We start from the raw sequence: 21,258 nt of genomic DNA, 5'->3' as shown, positions 1-21,258 counted from the left end.
TAAGAATTTATTAACCTCTTCTTCCGCCACCTCTTGATGAGTTAGATCCGCTTTCTCTTTGCGGTTGGCTGCTGCTTCTTGATTCCTGACTTGCTCTAGGAGATTCAGAACGTTGCGTGTTTTGAGAGCTTTGTGCTCTTGATGAGTTATTATTAGAACTTGATCTGCTGCTTTCAGAATAGCTTCTGGTTGGTTGTGTCTGTTGAGACACAGAGGCTGGTCTGCTTGTGTTTGATCTGTTTTCAGAATAACTTCTTGTAGGCTGTGTTTGTTGTGAAGCTGTAGAAGTTCTGTTTGTATTTGATCTGTTTTCGCTTGAATATCCTCTTGATTCAGTTCTTTGTGTATTATTATCAACTCTTGCAGAATTATTTGGCGTAGCCGAATTATTTCTACTTGTATTACCTCTTTCAGAATTGTAACTTCTGTTTGTATTAGTTCTGTTTTCTGTGTAATTTCTGTTTGTTGTTGCTCTGTTATCAGAACCGGAAACTCTATTAGAATTAGATCTGTTTGTGTTATATGTGTTTGATCCTCTGCTTGCTTCTCTGCTTGCAACACGTCTTTGATCTAACTCATAACGGTTATTTACATTTGAATGTCTTTGAGAGAAACCGTAATTAGGGCGCATTGTTTCGTAACCATAACTACGTCTTGTTTGATAGATAACAGGAGCTCTGTAACTTCTACGTGTGTTTACATAGTTGTAATGGTTGTTTACGTTGATACAAACATTAATGTTGTTTCTATATCTGTAAATTGGGTAAGGTCTCCATGCAGAATAATATGTTGGGTAAACATTCCAACCCCAAGTTGAATAATATGGTCTGTAATTCGTTACCCAAAATGAAGTGTAAATTACTGGTGCTACACTATATACAGGCTCGTAAATGTAATTATCTCCATATAAATAACTGTTACCCACAACCTGAACAACAACTTTATTAGAATTGTCTCTTTCAATATCTATAGTTGCAATGTCCTGATACACATCACGATCAAGTACAGCCTGAATAATTACAACGTGAGTTCTGTCTTCTACAGATTCTATTACACGTAAATAATCAACCTGGTCATCACCATTTAAGTCAAGGTTTGAAATTTGATATTTAGGATCGTTCAGTCTTCTTTCAAAATCCTGAAGATTGTCTGAGTCCCCAAACATCGAGGCAACAGCTCTAAGATCTAGGTTATCACTTATATCTGAATTTTTTGCATATACAGTAGTTTGGCTTTGTGCTTTACAAGATCCAAAACCTATTGCTATTATCGCTATTAAAAGTAGTTTCGTTTTCATGATAAAATCATATTAAGTTTAATATTGTTGGATATCCAATTACTGTGCCAGAAAAAAATATCAAACCTCTTTTAAATGTTATAAATAATTGTATTTTAGCAATAAAAAAAATCTAATCTATATGAAAAAAGTACTTTTATTTTGCACTCTATTTGTTTTGATGGTGTCTTTTAAAACGCTGAACTTCAATGAGAAAAAAGCTTTGTTCGGTGGTTTTACTTCAGTACAAATAGATACTTTATTTAAGGATAAAATTAGTATTAGAGCAATATTAATTGATAAAAATAAAGTGTGGTACGGAGGAGATTATTCTCGCTTTGGCTATTATGATTTAGATAAAAACGAAAAATTTGAAGAACATATTTATCGTGACACTTTAAAATTAGAGTTTAGAAGTATCGCACAAACTTCACAAAATATATATTTATTAAGTGTTGCAAATCCTGCTTTGCTTTACCAGGTTTCTAAAAAAACACAAAAAGTAAAGTTAGTTTACAAAGAAATAAATCAAAAAGTGTTTTACGATAGTATGCAATTTTGGAATGATAAAGAAGGTATTGCAATTGGAGATCCAACAGAAGATACATTTTCTATAATTGTGACCCGCGACGGAGGTGAAACATGGACAAAATTATTATCAGATAAATTGCCAACAAACTCGCAAGGAGAGGCGGCTTTTGCAGCAAGCAACACGAATATTGTAATTAATGGAAATGATACATGGCTGGTTTCCGGAGGAAAAAAAGCACGTGTTTTTTACTCTGCCGATAAAGCAAAAACATGGAAAGTTATTGAAACTCCAATCGTACAGGGAAAGGCAATGACGGGTATTTTTACAGCCGATTTTTATGATTCTAAACACGGATTTATTGCCGGAGGAGATTATGATCTTCCAAACAAAAAATCAAATAATAAAGCTTTTACTGCTGATGGCGGAATGACATGGACATTAATAGGCCAGGATATGGGGTTTGGATACGCTTCTTGTATACAATATGTTCCGGGTGGAAATGGAAAAGAAATTATATGTGTTGGCTCAGAAGGGATACAATACTCTCAAAATGGAGGCGAAAACTGGATGCAGTTATCTACTGATTCCTCTCTGTTTACGATTCGTTTTGTCAATAGAAATACAGCTATTGCTGCAGGTTTTAATAAAGTAATCCGACTTCGATTTAAATAATAATTGTTATATTTTACCGCAAAGTGCGCTAAGATTTATTTAAGCATATGTTTAGAAAACGCGAAGTTCGCAAAGCTTTAACTAGAAAGCTTTGCGAACTTCGCGTTTTCTAACCCATATTAAAAAACTTTACGTGCCTTGCGGTTAAAATCGTACTTAGAATTTAGTACTTAAATAAAATAACAAGACCCCTAAATAATAAAGTAAGTATTATTATATAGGGGCCTTGTCGCTGTTGTTTCTGTTATTCTTTTTTGGCAGCTTTATCGCGATATTGTTTTAGCAATTTTCGGTTAAAATCGTCTTCAGATTTTTTAAGCTTTAGTATTTTTTTTGCCGAAAGGACTTTTTTAAGATTTGTCATATATTTTTCACGCAAAAGATATAATTCTTTATCAGTACTTTCTATTTGTGCTAAAAGTGTTGCTGCATCTTTTTCAGATAAAGAATTGATATTATCATCATCCAATTTTCGTAAATATGTTTTCATTTTATCATGACGCAATTCAAATTGTTTGTCATCATAAGTGTTGTAAATCGGCCAGAATTTTTCTGCTTCTGTTGAAGTAAGTTCCAGTTCTGTCGTTAAAAAAGAAACTTTATAAGCTTTTATTTTTTCGCGTTTTTCATCTTTATCACTTTGTGCATAAAATGAAAAACTTACTAAAAATAGCAGAATCGGTAGTATATTTTTTTTCATCTTTTAAGTTTTTTATTCTGAAATTAAATTTTCAATGTTTGGATTTGAAGATAAAATATCTTCTAGTGTTTCCTGCTCAAGGGCAACACTCTTATTAAGTTTATCAATGTCTTTTGTATCCAATTCTTTAATTAAATCATATTGATTCAAATTAGACTGATAGGTTAAATAGGTTTCTAAAGTAGCTTCGTCAAGTTCTTTTGATGTATTGTTGTAGTTGTTTACTATCGGAATCAATAATCCTATAAAAACAACAGCAGCGGCAAGCATTGAAAGAACATTTTTACGTTTGTAAATCGGAATTACTTTTGCCTCTTTCGTTTCGTTAATTTGCTGTAAAACTTTTGCTGAGAAATCATCAAAATAATTATCCGGAGTTTTAAATCCAGTTGTTATTTTCGGTTCGTTTTCTAATTTAAATGTTTTCATAATGTCTATAAGATATGTTTTATAACAAAAGGTTTAATTTGATGTAACATATAATTCGATTTTTTTTACTGCATGATGATAAGATGCTTTGAGTGCCCCAACCGAAGTTCCCAGAATTTCTCCGATTTCTTCGTATTTTAATTCCTGGAAATATTTCATTTTAAACACCAATTGCTGCTTTTCCGGCAATGTTACAATAGCTTTTTGAAGTTTAATCTGAATCTCATCACCATCAAAATAAGTGTCGGCTTTTAAATTATCGATTGTTTTATTTTGTAAAGCTTCAGATGTTATTCCGTTTAGTTTTGCTTTTTGGCTCAAAAAAGTCAGGGCTTCATTGGTTGCAATACGATACATCCAGGAAAAGAGCTTACTTTCTCCCTTAAAATTTTTTAAATACTGAAAGACCTTCACAAAGGTATTTTGCAAAACGTCATCGGCATCGTCATGGTTCAAAACAATGTTTCGAACATGAGAATACAGTGGTTTTTGATAATCAGACACGAGTTTTTGAAACGCAATGTTTTGCGTTTTAGGATCTAATAATTGTGCGATAAATTCCTTCTCGTTTGTCAAGCTTTATCATTTAACTTATTAGAATGAATTTAAAACAAAAGGTTTAATCTACCTTTTAATTTTTTAGAATTCAGATTGCTCTTCTTCTTTTGCAGGTGGAGGCGTAGTTGTTGTAGCAGCTGGTTTTTGTTGTGCCGGTGTCTGTGTTTGGGTTTGCGGTCTGTAAACCGGAGCTTCAACCGGAACCGGAACTACTTTTGGTTTTGTTGGAAAATAAATTTCAGTTACTAATTTCGACGGACTTTTTACATCCAATTTGCTAACCGTTAAAATTTCAAGATGCGACCATCCCAATTCAGGAACAATTTTTTCATTGTTTATAAAAGCTCTTGTTTTTACAATTGCCTCATTAGTATGCGAGTAATCGCCCGTTAAAGTGGTTTTTACAGCTTCGAAACTATTTAATTTTCCAGCTAAAATATCACTTCCTGCGCTAATCGAAATCTCTTTATTGATTGGCAAACAAATAGAAATTTTTGCCAAACCTGTTGTTATATCGTAAGTATGATATATAATAAATGGTTTTCCATTATTATGTAATCCGTTAGTCTGGCTAAAATGAATCAGTTTCGGAATTACGACTCTGGCATTTTTATTTACTTTGGAGATTTCACTTGTAAAAGTTTGTTTAATATAAGGAGTCTCTGTTTTTTTAACAACACCATTTACTTTTACAGTAAAAGTTTTAGTTTCGTAATCTAAGTTTTTGTCAATGTTAGCAAGACTTTTTTCATAAATAGTACCAATAACATTATCAGATCCGCCGTTTAAAGCGGTATAGATTTTAAATAAAAAACTCATTGTTCCTTTGGCTTTCCAGGTTACAACTGTCTTACCTGTCAAAGTGTCTTTAAAGGTCCAGTTTACATCAGCTTCTGTGCCATCAAATTTCATTTTTTGCTGAATACTTTCGCCGTCTTTTGTTTTAAGTGTAATCGCACTTCCTTTTCCTTCAACACCTTCCCATGAATATGAAGCTCCGTTTCCAATAGTTTTATTTGGAAAAGTCATTCTCATTGAAGGATCTTCCAGAGACCATGATTCAAAATCTTCATAATTTCTAAAATCATTTACATAGTTATAAACTGTAGCTCGGGGTGAATTAATCACCTTGCTTCTTTCAATAGAAAAAATTCCTTTTTGAGTAGCAACAAATACAGTTAGGGCAACTAGAGTTAGTAATAATAATAGAAATAGATATTTTAAAATCTTCATCGTGCAGGTTATTTGGTTCGTAAAGTTATAAATTTTATTACTAGTCTGGCGAATAGCGCAAAAATAAAACGGTACTTTTTAGTTATAATATGATCAATAAAAATATTTAGACAGAACGGTAATAATAAAAACTTAAGTATAAATCTCAGGCTTCTGTCTTTATATTTTAAATATAGAAATAAATTCCGGAATTACCTTTTAAAAAAGATTTTGATAACAAATAAAATCGCAATAAAAAGTAAGAAACCAATTAATACTTTGTAATTTCCTTTGTAAAAAATTTTGTGCAGTGCAAGATCTTTTCGGTAAGCAAAAATCATAACGATTACAAATGCGATAAAAAAACAGACTGCGAATATTAATTGTCCCTGACTAAACATAAGTTGAAATTATTTTTGACAAATTTAGAGAATTGTATATGAATAGTTGCTAATTTGGTACTCCATTTAACTAAATAAAATCATGAAGAAACAAATAGATGCTGTAAAAGAATTTCATACGGCTTTTAAAATAGGACACAGCGAAACTCCAATCGCAGATTTGGGTGAAACCAAAAAATACCTTCGTTATAATTTAATGAAAGAAGAAAATGAAGAATATCTTGATGCAGTGCAAAAAAATGATTTAGTCGAAATTGCTGATGCTCTTGGAGATATGATGTATATTTTATGCGGAACAATTATTGAACACGGTTTGCAGGATAAAATTGAAGCCGTTTTTGATGAAATTCAGCGTAGTAATATGAGTAAATTAGGCGAAGATGGACAGCCAATTTACAGAGAAGACGGAAAAGTAATGAAAGGCCCGAATTATTTTAAACCGGATTTTTCGAAACTGCTATAAAAAATCTTGTTGCCACAGATTAAAAGATTAAAAAGATTTTTTCACGCAGATTTGGCAGATTTAAACAGATTTTGTTAAGCTGAGTATAATTATCAGGAATAATATAAAATGAGAATAAAATCTGCTTTAATCTTTTTAAATCTGCGTGAAAAATATAGCACATAGCCTTATGTATTAGAATAAGTAAAATGCCTTTTTTTAAGCTTTAAAAATCTATTATTGTATTCAAATATTTTACAATTCAATATATATCATAAAACAGAAAACCCGACAAATTTTAAATCTGTCGGGTTTTTATTTTGAAATATCTTTCGATTATTGAACTTTTACTGTCCAGCCAAAAGTATCTTCAGATAATTTATTTTGAAGATTTGTTAGTTTCTCTTTTAATAAAGAAGCATATGAATTTTCAATAGGATCCATTTCATAATAAACATCCTGATAGGAGAATCCTTTAATTACACTAATTACGGCAGCAGTTCCAGCTCCAAAAATTTCTTTCAAAGATCCGTTTTTAGCAGCTTCTACCAATTCTGAAACAATAACCGGGCGAACTTCTACATTTAATCCTTCTTTTTCTGCCATTGCAATTAAACTTTTTCTGGTAACACCATCCAAAATTCTTTCACTTGTTGGAGCAGTCAATAAAGTATCATTAATTCTAAAGAAAACGTTCATTGTTCCCGCTTCTTCCAATTTAGTGTGCGTTGCGTCATCTGTCCAGATAACTTGTTGGAAACCATCTTTGTTTGCTAAATTAGTTGGGTAAAACTGTGCAGCATAGTTTCCGGCCGCTTTTGCAGCACCAATTCCGCCATTTGCAGCTCTACTATAATGTTCAGCAATAATTACTTTTACTTCTCCACCATAATATGATTTTGCAGGAGAAAGTAAAATCATGAATTTATATTCGTCAGACGGATTTGCAATAACACCAGGTCCTGTAGCAATCATAAAAGGACGGATATACATACTGCTTCCATTTCCTCTCTGAATCCATTCTTTATCGATTTTTAATAATTCATTTAAACCTTCCATGAAAATGTCTTCCGGAATTTCAGGCATTGCCATACGAACCGCAGAATTATTGAAACGTTTGTAGTTTTCATCAGGTCTGAACAACCAAACATCATTGTTTTCATCCTTATAAGCTTTCATTCCTTCAAAAATTGCTTGGCCGTAATGGAAGACTTTTGAAGAAGGATCCATTAAAATAGGAGCATAAGGCTTAATGACAGGATTTTGCCACTCTCCATTTTTAAAATCACATTCGAATAAATGGTCTGTAAAAACAGCACCAAAACTTAAGTTTTCAAAGTCTACTGCGCTTATTTTAGACGAAGTAGCTTTTCTGATTTCAATTTTGTTTGTTTGAGTTGTACTCATAGTAATGTATGTTTTTTATGTAATGTTCATCTCAATAAAATGAATCTAAAGTGATGATTTGGTGTTAAATAGGTTTTATTCAATGCAAAATTAAGTAAAATTATACAATTTGCTTGGTAAAACTGCATTAATTCCTGTGTTTAATTGAGATTTATTTATCTTATAATAAACGGAAATAAAATACTTAGTTTTATAAAGAATTTATGAAAAAACAATCGAATTTTAAGGCTTTACGCATTTGTTTTGAGTAATTTTGACTTGAAAAATGGGTTTTAAACGAATAAAATCCTGCTAGTAATCTCAAAAAGTGGAAAGAGAAATAATTAAAACGCTAGATGGCTCAACAACAATTCATTTGAAAGAATGGGATGAATGTTACCATTCTAAACATGGCGCAATTCAGGAAGCAAAACACGTATTTATAAAAAATGGACTTTCATTATTTGGTAATAAACCCGTTTCGATTCTTGAAATTGGTTTTGGAACCGGACTTAATGCTTTTATTACTTTTCTGGAAGCAAACCAAAAACAGCAAAATATAGATTATGTGGGGGTAGAAGCATATCCTGTAGATGCAAGTGAAGTTTTGGAAATGAATTATGTTACTGAACTCGGCGCATTGGAATTTGATAACATTTTTGAAAAAATGCATAAATGTGAATGGAATAATAAAACCGAAATTAGCACCTGCTTTTCGTTAACTAAAAGGAAACAATTTTTTGATGAAATAGACGATTATGAAATTTTTGATTTGATTTACTTTGATGCCTTCGGATATCGGGTTCAACCAGAGTTATGGAGTACAGAAATTTTTCAGAAAATGTATAATAGTTTAAAACCAAATGGTGTTTTGGTAACTTATGCTGCCCGAGGAGTTGTTAAAAGGAGCATGATTTCGGTAGGATTTACCGTAGAAAAGTTAGCGGGACCACCAGGAAAACGTGAGATGTTTAGAGCGACTAAAAGCACTTAAATCAGTTATTTAGAATAATTCTATATTGATTTATGTTTATTAAGAAAACGGTTTCGTTGCTAAAATTTTTAAAAAAATAAGTTAAAAAGCATCTTTATGTGTGATATTTGTTTACATTTGGTGCGAGTTTAGAAATATAAATAACCCCCATATTCATATTTTATTATGTCAAAAATGATGTTTGATTACACGAAATCAATACTTGAGAGAGTTAGTTTCGATCCGATACTTTTCTGTAAAGAACTGGAAAAAGCTATCAAAACGCTGTTACCATACGAAATGGAGCAATTACAAGAGTGGTTATTAAATTTTATTATTGAAAAACCAGAACTAAAACCAAGTTTACTACTCATCAAAGTATAAAAAAAAGGAGCCTAATCAGCTCCTTTTTTATTTTATTTCTTTTGATGCAGCGGACTAATGATTTGTACGTTTTGAAAAACAATTGCTCCTTTTACAACTCCGGCAATTGTAGATCTAAGAGCGTCAATGATTTGCATTTTTAATTCGCTCTTTGGGTAAATTAAACTTACCTCTCGGGCAGGTTTTGGTTCCTTAAAGTTTCGTAGTTTCAGTTTATCGGAATCTTTCAAATCTAAGGTGTGCAAGTACGGAAGTAACGTTGTGCCCAAACCTTCATCGGCTAATTTTATAAGGGTTTCAAAACTTCCGCTTTGAATCTGAAAATTATTTTGTTCGACATCAGTTCCGTTTTTGCATAAATTTAAAATTCCGTCTCTAAAGCAATGTCCATCCTGCAAAAGCAAAATTTCGTTGATGTTTAAATCGGCAACTTCAATTTCATCCTTTTGAAAATTAGCATGTTGTTCCGGAATATAAGCTACAAACGGTTCGAAATACAAAACGATTTCTTTAATTTTTTCATCTTCTAATGGAGTAGCGGCAATCGCAGCATCAAGATGTCCGTTTTTTAATTTTACAATAATTTCATCCGTATTTAATTCCTCAATTAATAATTTAACTTTTGGATATTTCTTGATAAAATTATTTAAAAACATAGGTAAAAGCGTTGGCATAATCGTCGGAATAATTCCTAAACGAAATTCTCCGCCAATAAAACCTTTTTGCTGTTCTACAATATCTTTAATTCTATCAGCTTCATTTACAATATTTTTGGCCTGATTTACAATCTTTTGACCTATATCTGTAAGTTGGATTGGTTTTTTTGTTCTGTCGAAAATTAAAATATTCAATTCTTCTTCAATTTTCTGAATCTGCATACTTAATGTGGGTTGCGTAACAAAACATTTTTCGGCAGCAAGGGTAAAATTTTTATGTTCGGCTACAGCTAATACATATTGTAATTGAGTTATCGTCATTTTGATAGTAATTTTTGATACAAAAATAAGAAAATATAATTTTTTTTTATACTTTTTTTAAAGAACTTCCTCTAAATTTGTAGTAAGTTACTGTAAAAACAATAAAAACATGAAAACAAATATTTTAGGATTGCCTGTAAAAGAATCAGAATTATTAGTAAAAGAGCTAAACGTTTTATTATCAAACTTTCAGGTTTATTATCAAAACTTAAGAGGAATTCACTGGAATATTAGAGGAAAACGTTTCTTTGATTTACACGTAAAATTCGAAGAATTATATACAGATTCACAATTGAAAATTGATATGATTGCCGAAAGAGTCCTGACCATAGGCGGAACTCCGTTGCATACATTTGAAGATTACATTCAAAATAACAAATTAACAGTTGGAAAAAACATTTCAAATGATGAGAAAGCAGTGCACTTAATTGTTAATTCCTTATCTGATTTATTAAAAATTGAAAGAGAAATTCTTAATAAAGCAGCAGAAATTAATGATGAAGGAACAAATTCTATGATGAGTGATTTCATTGCCGAACAGGAAAAAACAATTTGGATGATGAATGCCTGGCTTGAAGAAGAGTTGTAAAAAGCTCTTTATAAATAAATTAGAAAGAGTTGTAAAAAGCTCTTTATAAATAAATTAGAAACAGAATGGTTAATTAAACATCATTCTGTTTTTTATTTTTGTTAAATTTCTATAAAATTTTACGTTCTTCGCTTTGATTTTATTTGTTTAACGCTATTTTTGCCACAATGAAATTAGTTGCTCGCATATTATTATTCATATTTATTGCCTTCTTATCAACTCCTACAGTAGTAACGTTGATGAAGAAATGTAATAATACGTCTTTATCTTTCAGTTTTTCTGAAGAAGAGCATTCACATAAAGAACTTAAAGCAACTGTTCATCCGGCAATACTTCAACATGAAGTTTTATTGCCTGCTTATATTGAAAAAAGAACAATAGTTTCTGAAAATATTGCCAAACTTGATAATATTTCTCAGAGCATTTTTGCTCCACCTCCCAACTTGTCATAATACTTCCGATTATTTAAAAAACTGTATTCTATCATAAATACAGTAGATCTTTTATGTATCAATTATTAGTATTGTATTATGTCAAAAAAAATTAATCTTTTTGCCAACCTTAAATCTGATTTTGCTTCAGGTTTAGTGGTTTTTTTGGTGGCTCTTCCGTTGTGTTTAGGTATTGCAATGGCTTCTGGAGCGCCTTTATTTTCTGGAATTATCGCAGGTGTTATTGGTGGTATTGTGGTTGGGTTTTTAAGCCAGTCACATGTTAGTGTATCTGGTCCCGCAGCTGGTTTAACAGCTATAGTTTTAACCGCAATCACTGATTTTGGTGCCTTCGATGTATTTTTAATGTCTGTTTTTATTGCCGGGGCAATTCAGTTAGCATTAGGATTTTTAAAAGCCGGAAGTATTTCAAATTATTTTCCAACCAATGTTATCGAAGGAATGTTAGCAGGTATTGGTATCATTATCATCCTAAAACAAATTCCGCATGCTTTTGGTTACGATGCTGATTTTGAAGGCGATCAGGCATTTATTCAAAATGATGGAAGCAATTCATTTTCATTTTTATTCGATGTTATCAATCATATTCAGTTAGGAGCAGTGGTTATTTCATTAATTTCGCTGGCGATTTTAATTTCCTGGGATAAAGTTCCTTTTTTAAAGCGATTAAAATTAGTTCCGGGTGCGCTTATTGCTGTTATTTTAGGAGTAGTCTTAAATGAAATTTTTATTGCTACCGGAAGCTCTTTGGCAATTGCAAAAGAACATTTAGTTTCTTTACCGGTTCCAAAATCTTTTGATGAATTTAAATCTATTATCGTTACACCAAATTTTTCTGCAGTAACAAATCCACAGGTTTGGGTTGTAGGTGTTACCATTGCTATTGTTGCTTCTATCGAAACTTTGTTGTGTATTGAGGCTTCAGATAGAATGGACGTTCAAAAACGTTATACTGATACCAATGTTGAACTTAGAGCTCAGGGAATTGGTAATATAGTAAGTTCACTTTTAGGTGGTTTGCCAATGACATCTGTTGTGGTAAGATCTTCAGCAAATAACAATGCCGGGGCAAAATCTAAAATGTCGGCAATTATTCATGGTGTACTTTTATTAGTAAGTGTTTTGTCTATTCCGGCACTTTTAAACAAAATTCCGTTGGCTACTTTGGCAACTGTTTTGATTTTAGTTGGATATAAATTAGCAAAACCTGCAACGTTTTTCCATTTCTGGGAAAAAGGAAAATATCAGTTTGTGCCATTTATTGCCACTTTGGTATTTGTTGTAGCGACCGATTTATTAAAAGGTGTGGCATTAGGAATCATCATCAGTATTATTTTTGTATTGAGAGGAAACCTGAAAAGAGCCTACAGCTTTAAAAAGGAAGAATACGAAGACGGAGATGTTATTCATATCGATTTGGCGCAGGAAGTTTCATTTTTGAACAAAGCGGCAATTAAATTAACATTGAGTGAAATTCCTGAAAACTCAAAAGTAATCATCAATGCGCATGATACGGAATATATTGCTCATGATGTTCTTGATTTAATTCGCGAGTTTAAAGAAACACGTGCAATTGATGAAAATATTAAGGTGAAACTGAAAGGTTTCAAAAAAGCGTATGAATTAGAAAATACGCCTGATAATAACAATCACGTTTCGATAGAACATTATTATGATGTTGCAAAAAGAGCGCTGGTTAAGAAAGAAGTTACAAAAGAACAATTTTAAAACAATTAAATAAATTTTAGGTATTTCTAAAGTGAAGAAATATCAGAATTTAGGTAACTTTACAAAAAGTAGTCTTTATTGATATTTTTAGACACTATAAATGCCATTATAAAATAGTAATACATTATGAGAGAATTTTATCAAAAATTATTAGACAACAATAAAGAATGGGTTGAAAAATCATTAGCATTAGACCCAAATTATTTCGCAGATTTAGCAAAAGGACAAACACCGCCATTGTTATGGATTGGATGTTCTGACAGCCGTGTTCCTGCAAACGAAATTATTGGTGCTAAACCGGGTGAAGTTTTTGTACACAGAAATATTGCCAACATGGTCGTACACTCTGATATGAATATGTTAAGTGTTTTGGATTATGCAGTAAATGTTTTGAAAGTAAAACACGTTATTGTTTGCGGACATTACGGTTGTGGTGGTGTAAAAGCTGCAATGGGAAATATGTCTGTTGGAATTATTGATAACTGGATTCGTCATATTAAAGATGAATATCGTTTACATGATAAATATTTAAATTCAATTGAAGACGAAACAGAACGTTTTAATGCTTTTGTTGAAATTAATGCTAAAGAACAAGTTTACAACTTAGCCAAAACATCAATTGTACAAGGTGCGTGGAAAAATGGTCAGGATTTAATGCTTCACGGATGGGTTTACGGTTTAAATTCTGGTTTTGTAACCGATTTGAATGTAAATATTGCTTCGAATGATGAATTAGACGAAGTTTACCAGCTTAGTAATTTATAAGAAATAAAAAATCGCCTCAAAAGGGCGATTTTTTTTATTCGTTTTCGTCTAGATTTTCATTAAATGCCGATGGTAACATGGTTGGAATAAACTTGATTAAAATCGGTAACAACAAACTTCCTCCCGGAAGTAAAAATATAGTAAGCGACGGAATCGTTTTGCAGATATCCAAAAGCTGTTTTTTTACTTTTTTCTTTTCTTTCGCATCCAGATCCCTCGTTGTAGAATGAGCCAAAAGAACCATTAATTCTTTGCTTTGAACAATTTCCCTAACAAGTCTGTTTTTGTTTCTTATAATCAGTTTTACAACCGTATGCGTCATTTGGTCGTAAAAATGCTTTACTGGGTTTGAGTAATTAAAATAAGGAATTTTATGTTTATGGGTTGTAATAAAACTATGTGTAGTATCAATACTTTGCGTTACAAAATTATCAGAAACGCGCAACATCGATCCTAATGAATATAGAAAATAAGCTTCTTCATTTTCTACAACACCATCGCTCCATAAAGCCATTCCTGCCATATCAATCAAATAGTATTGCTCTAATCTGTTGATGAAATAGTCTAATTGTAAGGTTTCTAAAGTCTCAACAGTAACTTTTGAAAATTTTGAATAGCGAATAGAGGCCTCAAAAAGTTTAATCAATAAATCGTCATGTTGTGATTTTACTGTTTTGGTTTTTAAAGCCAAACCAACAATACCAAGCACCGTTTCTTCAATTCGTTTTAAATATTTCTCGGGAATTTCACCATGAGCCAAATATTGTCTGAAAGCCAAAACATCAATAAACAACAAAGCGTTGGTTACTAAATGCGAAAAGTTTTTACTAATAATACTATCATTAGTCTGAACTCTTTCATCGATTATATTTTCTAGAGAAAGGGAAGGAGTATCTTTTGGAAGTAAAATTTTAAAAAGATTAAAGCCTTCAGGATTCATTTCATTGTAAAATCTTAAAACCTCTGCGATAAAATTTTTTGGTTCCGAATTTCTTTTTTCTAAACAAAAAACACCATATAAAGTATTTAATAAGGCAATTTTAGAAATTTCGGTTTTAAACCAGCCTTTTATCGGAATTGGAATTTGGGAATCAATCGAAATAATGTGTCCATAGATAAAGCCGGTTTCTCTTACTTTATAGTAAAAAGAATCCACAGTTTCAAAAGGAATTGCTTCTGAGAACTTTTGTTCGCTAAAAAATTTATCGATCCAGCCGGATGCCGATGGGTTAATCATTATTACTAGTTTGAGGCTACAAAGCTATATCTTTTTCTTGTGGTATGTTTAAATTTTAAATGAAATAACCACTAAATTTTGTGAAAAAATAGTGGTTATTGTGTTTTTACTTGATAATTCCTGCACAAGCCGCTCGACCGCCTGCATTTCCGGTTGGCTGAGTGGTAAAATCATCCGTTCCCTGATGCACGATTAAACCTTTTCCCAGGATATTTTTGGTTTCATCTTCACATCCTATACACCATTCGTCAGTAGTCAATGTGATAGAACCATTACCCTGAGCATCTGCGGTAAAGTTTCCGATATCACCTTTGTGATATTCTCCAACGCCCCATTTTCCGTGTTTTTTAAACGTTGGGTTCCAGTGTCCGCCTGCAGAACTTGCATCAGCAGCAGAACAATCTGCTTTTTCGTGAATATGTATAGCGTGAACTCCGGGTTGTAATCCGGCCATTTTTGCTGTAAATGTTACTTTTCCATTTTTCTCAGTAAAAGTTGCGGTTCCGGTAACAGTGCTGCCACTTTTTGGTTCCAGTGCAACTGTTAAAGTTTTAGCATCATTAGATTTTGTACTTGTTTTACAACCAACAATTAAGGCTGTAATTATAGCGAAAGAGAGGATTATTTTTTTCATTTTTAAGGCATTTAATTAAATAATAAGTAAATTTAGCATAAAATTACTGAAACTCTCTGAGGCCAAAAGTTAAAAAAAACCAAAACTATTGGTTTTGCTTTGTTCCTGTTTTTATAAAAATGATTCAGTTCTGGGTACGATTTTACGTAAATAATTCAATTGAAATTTTTAATTTAATCAGTAATATTATGATAAAGAATGCTTTAATTTTAGTTTTTTTAGGGCTTGTATTGATCTCATGTAAATGCACAAAAACAGGTACAGTTTCTAAACTTGACGGAACCTGGGAACTTAATTATATTTCAGGACCAAGAATTGCTTTTGATGGTTTATACCCAAATAAAAAACCAACAATAGTTTTTGACTCAAAAGAAAACCGTGTTTCGGGTAATAGCAGCTGTAATTCATACACAGGAAAATTGAGCGTTGACGGTAACAAAATTGATTTTACACAACCAATGGCAATGACCAAAATGATGTGTGGAGATGGACAAGGGGAGCAGACATATATGAATACGCTGCAAAAAATAACTTCGTACGATATTACAGATGATGGCAAAACACTGAATTTAATTTCCGGTGATATTGCCATGATGCGATTCACTAAAAAATAGAAATCATGAAAAGGGTAGCAATTTTATTGATGCTGTTTTGTTTCTTTAGCTTTGATGGTTTTGCGCAGGAAAAAACCAAAAAAGAATTAAAACAAGAAAAAGAGCTTCAAAAACAAAAAGAAATTGAAGCACTTATCAATTCTAAAAATTTTGTTTTTGATGCAGAGAAAGCGTATCCGCAAGGAACCAGAATGCTTAATTTAGATTACAATACCTATTTTATAAAATTTACTTCAGAAAATGTAGTTTGCGATTTGCCTTTTTTTGGAAGAGCATTCAACGTAGGGTATGGGGCAGATGGCGGAATAAAATTTGAAGGAAAACCGGAAAACATCAAAGTAGAACAAAAGGGAAAAAAATACCTGATCAAAACAACCGTTAAGGGAACAAATGATGTGTATGATCTTTTGTTTACTATTTTTTATGATGGCGGTATATCGGTTAGTATCAATAGTAATAACAGAGCATCCATTTCTTACGATGGAAGAATTCGTGCTCCGAAAGAGAGCGAAACTAAAAAATAAAAAAACGGCAGTTATCTCTAAGACAACTGCCGTTTTTTATTCTTTTAAATGAATTTATTTAGCCGTTTTAACTTCATAAATAGCATTAAGCATTCCGTTTTTTGGGCTATCCAAAGTAAGTTCCCAGAACATAATTCCGCCTAATTTTTTAGCTTTTACATATTCAGTTTTTGCTTTGATAGACTTAATATCATCAGATGTTGCAAATGTTTTTGTACCCGCATTATACCAATATGGTGCTTGTGCTTTTTCATCATAAAAATATTTCCAACCGTTTGCTTCTGTATAAGTGGTAGCAAAGTTTTTGAAATCAGCACCCTGAATATGTTCTCCGGCTTGATATAGGCCATTATTTACGTTTTCTACATTTTTCCATGTTCTAGAATAAAAGGCACCGCCAATAATCAATTTTTCAGCAGGAACTCCTTGTTTTAGTAAAAAAGTAACGGCTCTGTCTGTAGATTCTTCATTCGGGTTTGTGCTGTATAATGGCGTGTGATGTCCGGTAACTTTAGAATAACCGTTTACCAAATCGTAACTCATAATATTGATACGATTTACTAATGGCGCAACAGTTTTCCAATCGATAGATTCGTCAAGATATTTTTGAAAACCTCCGGCAGCAAAACTCAATTCGTATTTTTTTCCTAAAGTAGAACGCAGTATTTTAATTAATTCCGTAAAATTAGGTTTGTCGGCAGGTTGGAATAAATGACCAGGAAGTCCTTCAATTGCAGGATATTCCCAATCAAGGTCTAAACCGTCAACTTTAAAATAAGTACTTACTTCTTTTACAGACTTTGCAAATTTCAATCTTCCTTCAGCAGTCGAAAATGCAGCAGAACAAGGTTCGCAACCTCCCCAGCCACCAAGTGACAGCACAATTTTAAGTTGTGGATTTGATGCTTTTAATGAAACCAGATGTTTAATAGTGGTAGAATCCTTAGCAGAATCTACACTTAGTTTTCCGTCTTTTAGATGACAAAAGCTAAAAATAATTTGATCTAGTTTTTTTACTTCGTATTCGTTAATTAGTTTATCATCACCAGTATAGTAAGCAATGACATCCATTTTTTTATTTTTTTGTGCAAAAAGATTTGTAGTAAGAGCACAAAAGAATAAAAGGGCAATCAGGTTAATTTGTTTCATTTTTAAGCTATTAGTTTTTTGAAATGCTAAATATAAAACATTAGAATATAAAAATCGCTATAGAATGTGTAACAGAATTGTAATTTTAATAAAGATTTGTGATTGTTTAAACCATATAAGTTATATAAGAAAATATAAGCTATATGTTTTAAATGCGTTTTAGAAAATATAAGTAATTAAAATCGCAAACAATATCGGCAAAATATATTTAAATGAACTTATATAACTTATATGGTGAAAAAAAAATCACATAGTGAAAAAATAAAAAAAATAAACCCGCACTGTTTCGGATTAGTGCGGGTTTAAACAAATTAAAAGCTAAAAACTATTTTATATTAGAAGCAGTATTCGTTTTCTGCAACTAATTTATTGGTAATTGTTTCTCTTAATGCCACTACGTTTGGCAAGTTGGTGTATTTTGTAAAACGTTTTAATCCCATTAACATCATACGTTGTTCGTCACCTTCAGAGAAAGAAGCGATTCCTTCTTTTCCTCTTAAGTTCACGATATCTACAGCTTTGTATAAGTATAATTTTGCCATAGCAATTTGCTCTTGTACTTTAGCTTCACCTTGATTTTTGGCTAATTTTTCAGTTCTAAGAATAGTACTTTCAGCCATATAGATCTCAATTAAGATATCAGAAGCAGCCATTAATAACTGTTGGTGAGAATCCAAATCCGGACCATATTTTTGAACTGCACTTCCGGCAACCATTAAGAATACTTTTTTCAGGTTAGCGATGATTCCTTTTTCTTCAGCAAATAATTCAGAGAAATCCGGAGTATCAAAAGATGGAATCCCCATTAATTCTTCCTGAACTTTCATTGCTGGTCCAAGTAAATCAACATGGCCTTTCATTGCTTTTTTGATTAACATACCTACAGAAAGCATTCTGTTGATTTCGTTTGTTCCTTCGTAGATACGAGCGATACGGGCATCTCTCCATGCACTTTCCATTGGAGTGTCTTCAGAGAATCCCATTCCACCAAAAACCTGAATTCCTTCGTCGGCACAATTCTGAACATCTTCAGAAACAGCTACTTTCAAAATAGAACATTCTATAGCATATTCTTCAACACCTTTCAATTCAGCTTCCTGATGACTTGTGCCTTCTGCTTCACGAGCAGCGATTCTGTCTTCGATATCTTTTGCAGCTCTGTAAGAAGCACTTTCTCCGGCATAAGCGCTAGTTGCCATTTCAGCCAATTTAGAGCGAATTGCTCCAAAAGATGAAATTGCAGTATTAAACTGGATTCTTTCGTTAGCATATTTTACAGCTCCAGAAGTAACTCTTCTTTGTGCATCAAGACATGCAGCAGCCAATTTAATACGACCAACGTTTAATGCGTTCATTGCAATTTTGAAACCGTTTCCTCTTTCAGACAACATGTTTTCAACCGGAACTTTCGTTTCGTTGAAGAAAACCTGACGTGTAGAAGAAGCACGGATTCCTAATTTATGCTCTTCTTCATTCATAGAAATTCCGTTAGACGGATCGTTTTCAACGATGAAACCTGTAATGTTTTTATCATCTCCAATACGGGCAAAAACGATGAAAACGCTGCAGAAACCTGCATTCGAAATCCACATTTTTTGTCCTGTAATTTTATAATGCGTTCCATCTTCAGATAAAACAGCTTTTGTTTTTCCTGAGTTAGCATCAGATCCTGCGCCTGGTTCTGTTAAGCAATAAGCTCCAAACCATTCTCCGGTAGCTAATTTAGGAACGTATTTTTTCTTTTGTTCTTCAGTTCCATAAAGTGTAATTGGCATAGTTCCAATTCCTGTATGTGCACCAAAAGCAGTTGAGAAAGATCCTGTAGCACCAGAAATGTAATCGCAAACCAACATTGTAGATACGAATCCCATTCCTAATCCGCCGTATTCTTCAGGAACAGCAACTCCTAGAAGTCCTAGTTCACCAGCTTTACGCATACTTTCTTCTGTAAATGCGTAATCTTTTTTCTCAAAACGATTTTTGTTAGGCCAAATTTCTTTGTCTACAAACTCTTTCACAGAGTCACGCATCATTAACTGCTCTTCCGAAAAATCTTCTGGTGTAAAGATATCTTCGCACTTTGTTTCTTTAACTAAAAACTGACCACCACGGGTTACGTTTTTTTCGATTGTATCTGCCATTGCTTTTGTTTTTTGTATGTTTTTATATTTTTATAACCTTGTTATAATTTAGTATTTCCGGCTTTTTTGTCATTCCGACGGAGGAGGAATCTCCGCAAGTAACTCCGTAACGATTAACAAACTATGCGGATAATTGTCGCGGAGATTCCTCGTTCCTCGGAATGACAAACTAGATGGTTACTTTGTCGAAATACTAGTGCGATTTCTCGTTAGTCGAAATGACAAACAAGACGTCTTTACAATACTTCGTAAATTCCAGCGCTTCCCTGACCCGTTCCAACACACATCGAAACAATTCCGTATTTACTACCTCTGCGTTTCATCTCATCGAATAGCTGAACAGAAAGTTTAGCACCTGTACATCCCAGAGGGTGTCCTAAAGCGATTGCTCCACCGTTTACGTTTACGATATCAGGATTTAAACCTAACTCGCGAATTACAGCCAAAGACTGAGAAGCAAAAGCCTCGTTTAATTCAACCAAGTCAATATCTTTCAATTCTAAACCGGCTTGTTTCAATGCTTTCGGAATTGCTTTTACAGGACCAATACCCATAATTCTTGGCTCAACACCAGACGAAGCAAAATTTACTAATCTGGCGATTGGCTCAAGGTTTAATTCTTTAACCATGTCCTCACTCATGATTAAAACAAAAGCAGCACCATCACTCATTTGTGATGAGTTACCTGCTGTAACACTTCCGTCAGCAGCAAAAACAGGTCTCAATCCGGCTAAAGCGGCAACTGATGTTCCGGCTCTTGGACCTTCGTCTTGTTTTACAACGTATGATTTAGTTTCTTTTTTACCATTTTCATTGATGAAAGTCTGATCAACAGTAATCGGAACGATTTGTTTGTCGAATTTCCCTTCAGCCTGTGCTTTCAAAGCTTTCATATGAGAATTGTAAGCAAACTCATCCTGATCTTCTCTTGAAATTTTGTATTGGTTAGCAACCGCTTCAGCAGTTAAACCCATTCCCCAATAGTAATCTTCGTGACCTGCAGCAGCAACTTTATAATCCGGAGTTGGTTTGTAACCTCCCATTGGAATAAAACTCATGCTTTCAGCTCCACCAGCAATGATACAATCTGCCATTCCAGATTGGATTTTAGCAGTTGCCATTCCGATAGTTTCTAATCCGGATGCGCAATAACGGTTAACCGTTACACCAGGAACGTCTTCAACTTTTAATCCCATTAAAGAGATTAAACGTCCAACGTTAAGTCCTTGTTCTGCTTCCGGCATGGCATTTCCTACCATAACGTCATCGATACGTTTTTTGTCAAAATCAGGCAGTTCATCCATCATAAACTGAATGGTTTCTGCTGCTAATTCATCAGGTCTTTTAAATCTAAAAACCCCTTTTGGTGCTTTTCCAACTGCGGTTCTATATGCTTTTACTATATATGCTGTTTTCATTTGTTTTTGTTTTTTTAAGATTTTTAGAAGAAAGAGGCAAGAGGCAAGAGAAAAGACAAAACTAG

Annotated in this window: 23 protein-coding genes; 10 read left to right on the top strand and 13 right to left on the bottom strand. The window is 32.8% G+C overall.

What is annotated here, in order from left to right; genetic code table 11:
• Positions 1-10: 10 nt before the first annotated feature.
• Positions 11-1,297 carry a hypothetical protein gene (locus RT99_RS02370; protein ID WP_042563125.1) on the bottom strand — a complete coding sequence of 429 codons (1,287 nt, stop codon included), beginning with the start codon at positions 1,295-1,297 and terminating at the stop codon, positions 11-13.
• A gap of 121 nt (positions 1,298-1,418) precedes the next feature.
• On the opposite strand from RT99_RS02370, the gene RT99_RS02365 reads away from it, so the two are divergent.
• On the top strand, positions 1,419-2,480 hold the full coding sequence (locus RT99_RS02365; RefSeq protein ID WP_042563124.1) for an oxidoreductase: 1,062 nt from the start codon (positions 1,419-1,421) through the stop codon (positions 2,478-2,480).
• A gap of 244 nt (positions 2,481-2,724) precedes the next feature.
• Here RT99_RS02365 and RT99_RS02360 read toward each other — a convergent pair whose 3' ends face one another.
• The 5 genes from RT99_RS02360 to RT99_RS25645 all read right to left on the bottom strand — a co-directional run bounded on the left by RT99_RS02360 (position 2,725) and on the right by RT99_RS25645 (position 5,780).
• Entirely contained in the window at positions 2,725-3,180 is a 456-nt protein-coding gene (locus RT99_RS02360) for a hypothetical protein (RefSeq protein WP_042563123.1), read from the bottom strand.
• Positions 3,181-3,192: 12 nt separating this feature from the next.
• The gene (locus tag RT99_RS02355) at positions 3,193-3,609 is read right to left on the bottom strand and encodes a hypothetical protein (protein ID WP_042563122.1); all 417 of its coding nucleotides are present in this window, start codon (positions 3,607-3,609) and stop codon (positions 3,193-3,195) included.
• 33 nt (positions 3,610-3,642) lie between these two features.
• Positions 3,643-4,185 (bottom strand): RNA polymerase sigma factor, encoded by a 543-nt coding sequence (locus tag RT99_RS02350; protein ID WP_042563121.1) that lies wholly within the window; start codon positions 4,183-4,185, stop codon positions 3,643-3,645.
• 63 nt (positions 4,186-4,248) lie between these two features.
• Positions 4,249-5,400, bottom strand: a complete 1,152-nt coding sequence (locus RT99_RS02345; RefSeq protein ID WP_042563120.1) for an SRPBCC family protein — start codon at positions 5,398-5,400, stop codon at positions 4,249-4,251.
• A gap of 191 nt (positions 5,401-5,591) precedes the next feature.
• The gene (locus RT99_RS25645) at positions 5,592-5,780 is read right to left on the bottom strand and encodes a hypothetical protein (protein WP_042563119.1); all 189 of its coding nucleotides are present in this window, start codon (positions 5,778-5,780) and stop codon (positions 5,592-5,594) included.
• Positions 5,781-5,862: 82 nt separating this feature from the next.
• Here RT99_RS25645 and RT99_RS02335 point away from each other — a divergent pair, with 82 nt between their 5' ends.
• Complete coding sequence (locus RT99_RS02335; protein WP_042563118.1) at positions 5,863-6,243, top strand: nucleoside triphosphate pyrophosphohydrolase family protein; 381 nt, start codon at positions 5,863-5,865, stop codon at positions 6,241-6,243.
• A gap of 315 nt (positions 6,244-6,558) precedes the next feature.
• Here the strand turns inward: RT99_RS02335 and RT99_RS02330 are convergent, their stop codons facing one another.
• On the bottom strand, positions 6,559-7,629 hold the full coding sequence (locus tag RT99_RS02330) for a branched-chain amino acid aminotransferase (RefSeq protein WP_042563117.1): 1,071 nt from the start codon (positions 7,627-7,629) through the stop codon (positions 6,559-6,561).
• A 307-nt stretch (positions 7,630-7,936) separates the two neighbouring features.
• Between RT99_RS02330 and mnmD the strand changes: the two genes are divergently transcribed.
• Positions 7,937-8,602, top strand: coding sequence for a tRNA (5-methylaminomethyl-2-thiouridine)(34)-methyltransferase MnmD (gene mnmD / locus RT99_RS02325; RefSeq protein WP_042563116.1), 666 nt, complete (start codon positions 7,937-7,939; stop codon positions 8,600-8,602).
• A 165-nt stretch (positions 8,603-8,767) separates the two neighbouring features.
• Positions 8,768-8,965 (top strand): hypothetical protein, encoded by a 198-nt coding sequence (locus tag RT99_RS25640; protein ID WP_042563115.1) that lies wholly within the window; start codon positions 8,768-8,770, stop codon positions 8,963-8,965.
• Between the two features lie 32 nt (positions 8,966-8,997).
• On the opposite strand, the gene RT99_RS02315 is transcribed toward RT99_RS25640, so the two are convergent.
• Positions 8,998-9,942 carry a LysR substrate-binding domain-containing protein gene (locus RT99_RS02315; protein WP_042563114.1) on the bottom strand — a complete coding sequence of 315 codons (945 nt, stop codon included), beginning with the start codon at positions 9,940-9,942 and terminating at the stop codon, positions 8,998-9,000.
• Between the two features lie 109 nt (positions 9,943-10,051).
• Here RT99_RS02315 and RT99_RS02310 point away from each other — a divergent pair, with 109 nt between their 5' ends.
• The 4 genes from RT99_RS02310 (at position 10,052) to can (ending at position 13,476) form a co-directional block, all read left to right on the top strand.
• Positions 10,052-10,531, top strand: a complete 480-nt coding sequence (locus tag RT99_RS02310; RefSeq protein ID WP_042563113.1) for a Dps family protein — start codon at positions 10,052-10,054, stop codon at positions 10,529-10,531.
• Between the two features lie 239 nt (positions 10,532-10,770).
• The gene (locus RT99_RS02305) at positions 10,771-10,983 is read left to right on the top strand and encodes a hypothetical protein (protein WP_242607161.1); all 213 of its coding nucleotides are present in this window, start codon (positions 10,771-10,773) and stop codon (positions 10,981-10,983) included.
• A gap of 78 nt (positions 10,984-11,061) precedes the next feature.
• Entirely contained in the window at positions 11,062-12,711 is a 1,650-nt protein-coding gene (locus tag RT99_RS02300; protein ID WP_042563111.1) for a SulP family inorganic anion transporter, read from the top strand.
• 126 nt (positions 12,712-12,837) lie between these two features.
• The gene (gene can, locus RT99_RS02295) at positions 12,838-13,476 is read left to right on the top strand and encodes a carbonate dehydratase (RefSeq protein ID WP_042563110.1); all 639 of its coding nucleotides are present in this window, start codon (positions 12,838-12,840) and stop codon (positions 13,474-13,476) included.
• Between the two features lie 34 nt (positions 13,477-13,510).
• On the opposite strand, the gene RT99_RS02290 is transcribed toward can, so the two are convergent.
• The gene (locus RT99_RS02290; RefSeq protein ID WP_042563109.1) at positions 13,511-14,713 is read right to left on the bottom strand and encodes an LETM1-related biofilm-associated protein; all 1,203 of its coding nucleotides are present in this window, start codon (positions 14,711-14,713) and stop codon (positions 13,511-13,513) included.
• A 106-nt stretch (positions 14,714-14,819) separates the two neighbouring features.
• Positions 14,820-15,347: a superoxide dismutase family protein gene (locus tag RT99_RS02285; RefSeq protein ID WP_042563108.1), complete on the bottom strand. Its 528-nt coding sequence runs from the start codon at positions 15,345-15,347 to the stop codon at positions 14,820-14,822.
• 188 nt (positions 15,348-15,535) lie between these two features.
• On the opposite strand from RT99_RS02285, the gene RT99_RS02280 reads away from it, so the two are divergent.
• Both RT99_RS02280 and RT99_RS02275 read left to right on the top strand, forming a co-directional pair.
• A complete protein-coding gene (locus RT99_RS02280) occupies positions 15,536-15,961 on the top strand; it encodes an META domain-containing protein (RefSeq protein ID WP_042563165.1) in 426 nt (141 codons plus the stop codon).
• 5 nt (positions 15,962-15,966) lie between these two features.
• Entirely contained in the window at positions 15,967-16,485 is a 519-nt protein-coding gene (locus RT99_RS02275) for a DUF4251 domain-containing protein (RefSeq protein WP_042563107.1), read from the top strand.
• A gap of 54 nt (positions 16,486-16,539) precedes the next feature.
• On the opposite strand, the gene RT99_RS02270 is transcribed toward RT99_RS02275, so the two are convergent.
• The 3 genes from RT99_RS02270 to RT99_RS02260 all read right to left on the bottom strand — a co-directional run bounded on the left by RT99_RS02270 (position 16,540) and on the right by RT99_RS02260 (position 21,193).
• Positions 16,540-17,634: a glycoside hydrolase family 18 protein gene (locus RT99_RS02270; protein WP_042563106.1), complete on the bottom strand. Its 1,095-nt coding sequence runs from the start codon at positions 17,632-17,634 to the stop codon at positions 16,540-16,542.
• A gap of 335 nt (positions 17,635-17,969) precedes the next feature.
• A complete protein-coding gene (locus RT99_RS02265) occupies positions 17,970-19,775 on the bottom strand; it encodes an acyl-CoA dehydrogenase family protein (RefSeq protein ID WP_042563105.1) in 1,806 nt (601 codons plus the stop codon).
• Positions 19,776-20,011: 236 nt separating this feature from the next.
• Positions 20,012-21,193: an acetyl-CoA C-acyltransferase gene (locus RT99_RS02260; protein ID WP_042563104.1), complete on the bottom strand. Its 1,182-nt coding sequence runs from the start codon at positions 21,191-21,193 to the stop codon at positions 20,012-20,014.
• Positions 21,194-21,258: the final 65 nt, after the last annotated feature.

Source organism: Flavobacterium sp. MEB061 (genome assembly GCF_000834715.1).
GTDB lineage: Bacteria > Bacteroidota > Bacteroidia > Flavobacteriales > Flavobacteriaceae > Flavobacterium > Flavobacterium pectinovorum.
Note: the sequence above shows the minus strand (reverse complement) of the source record. Positions and strands in the feature narration are given on the sequence as shown.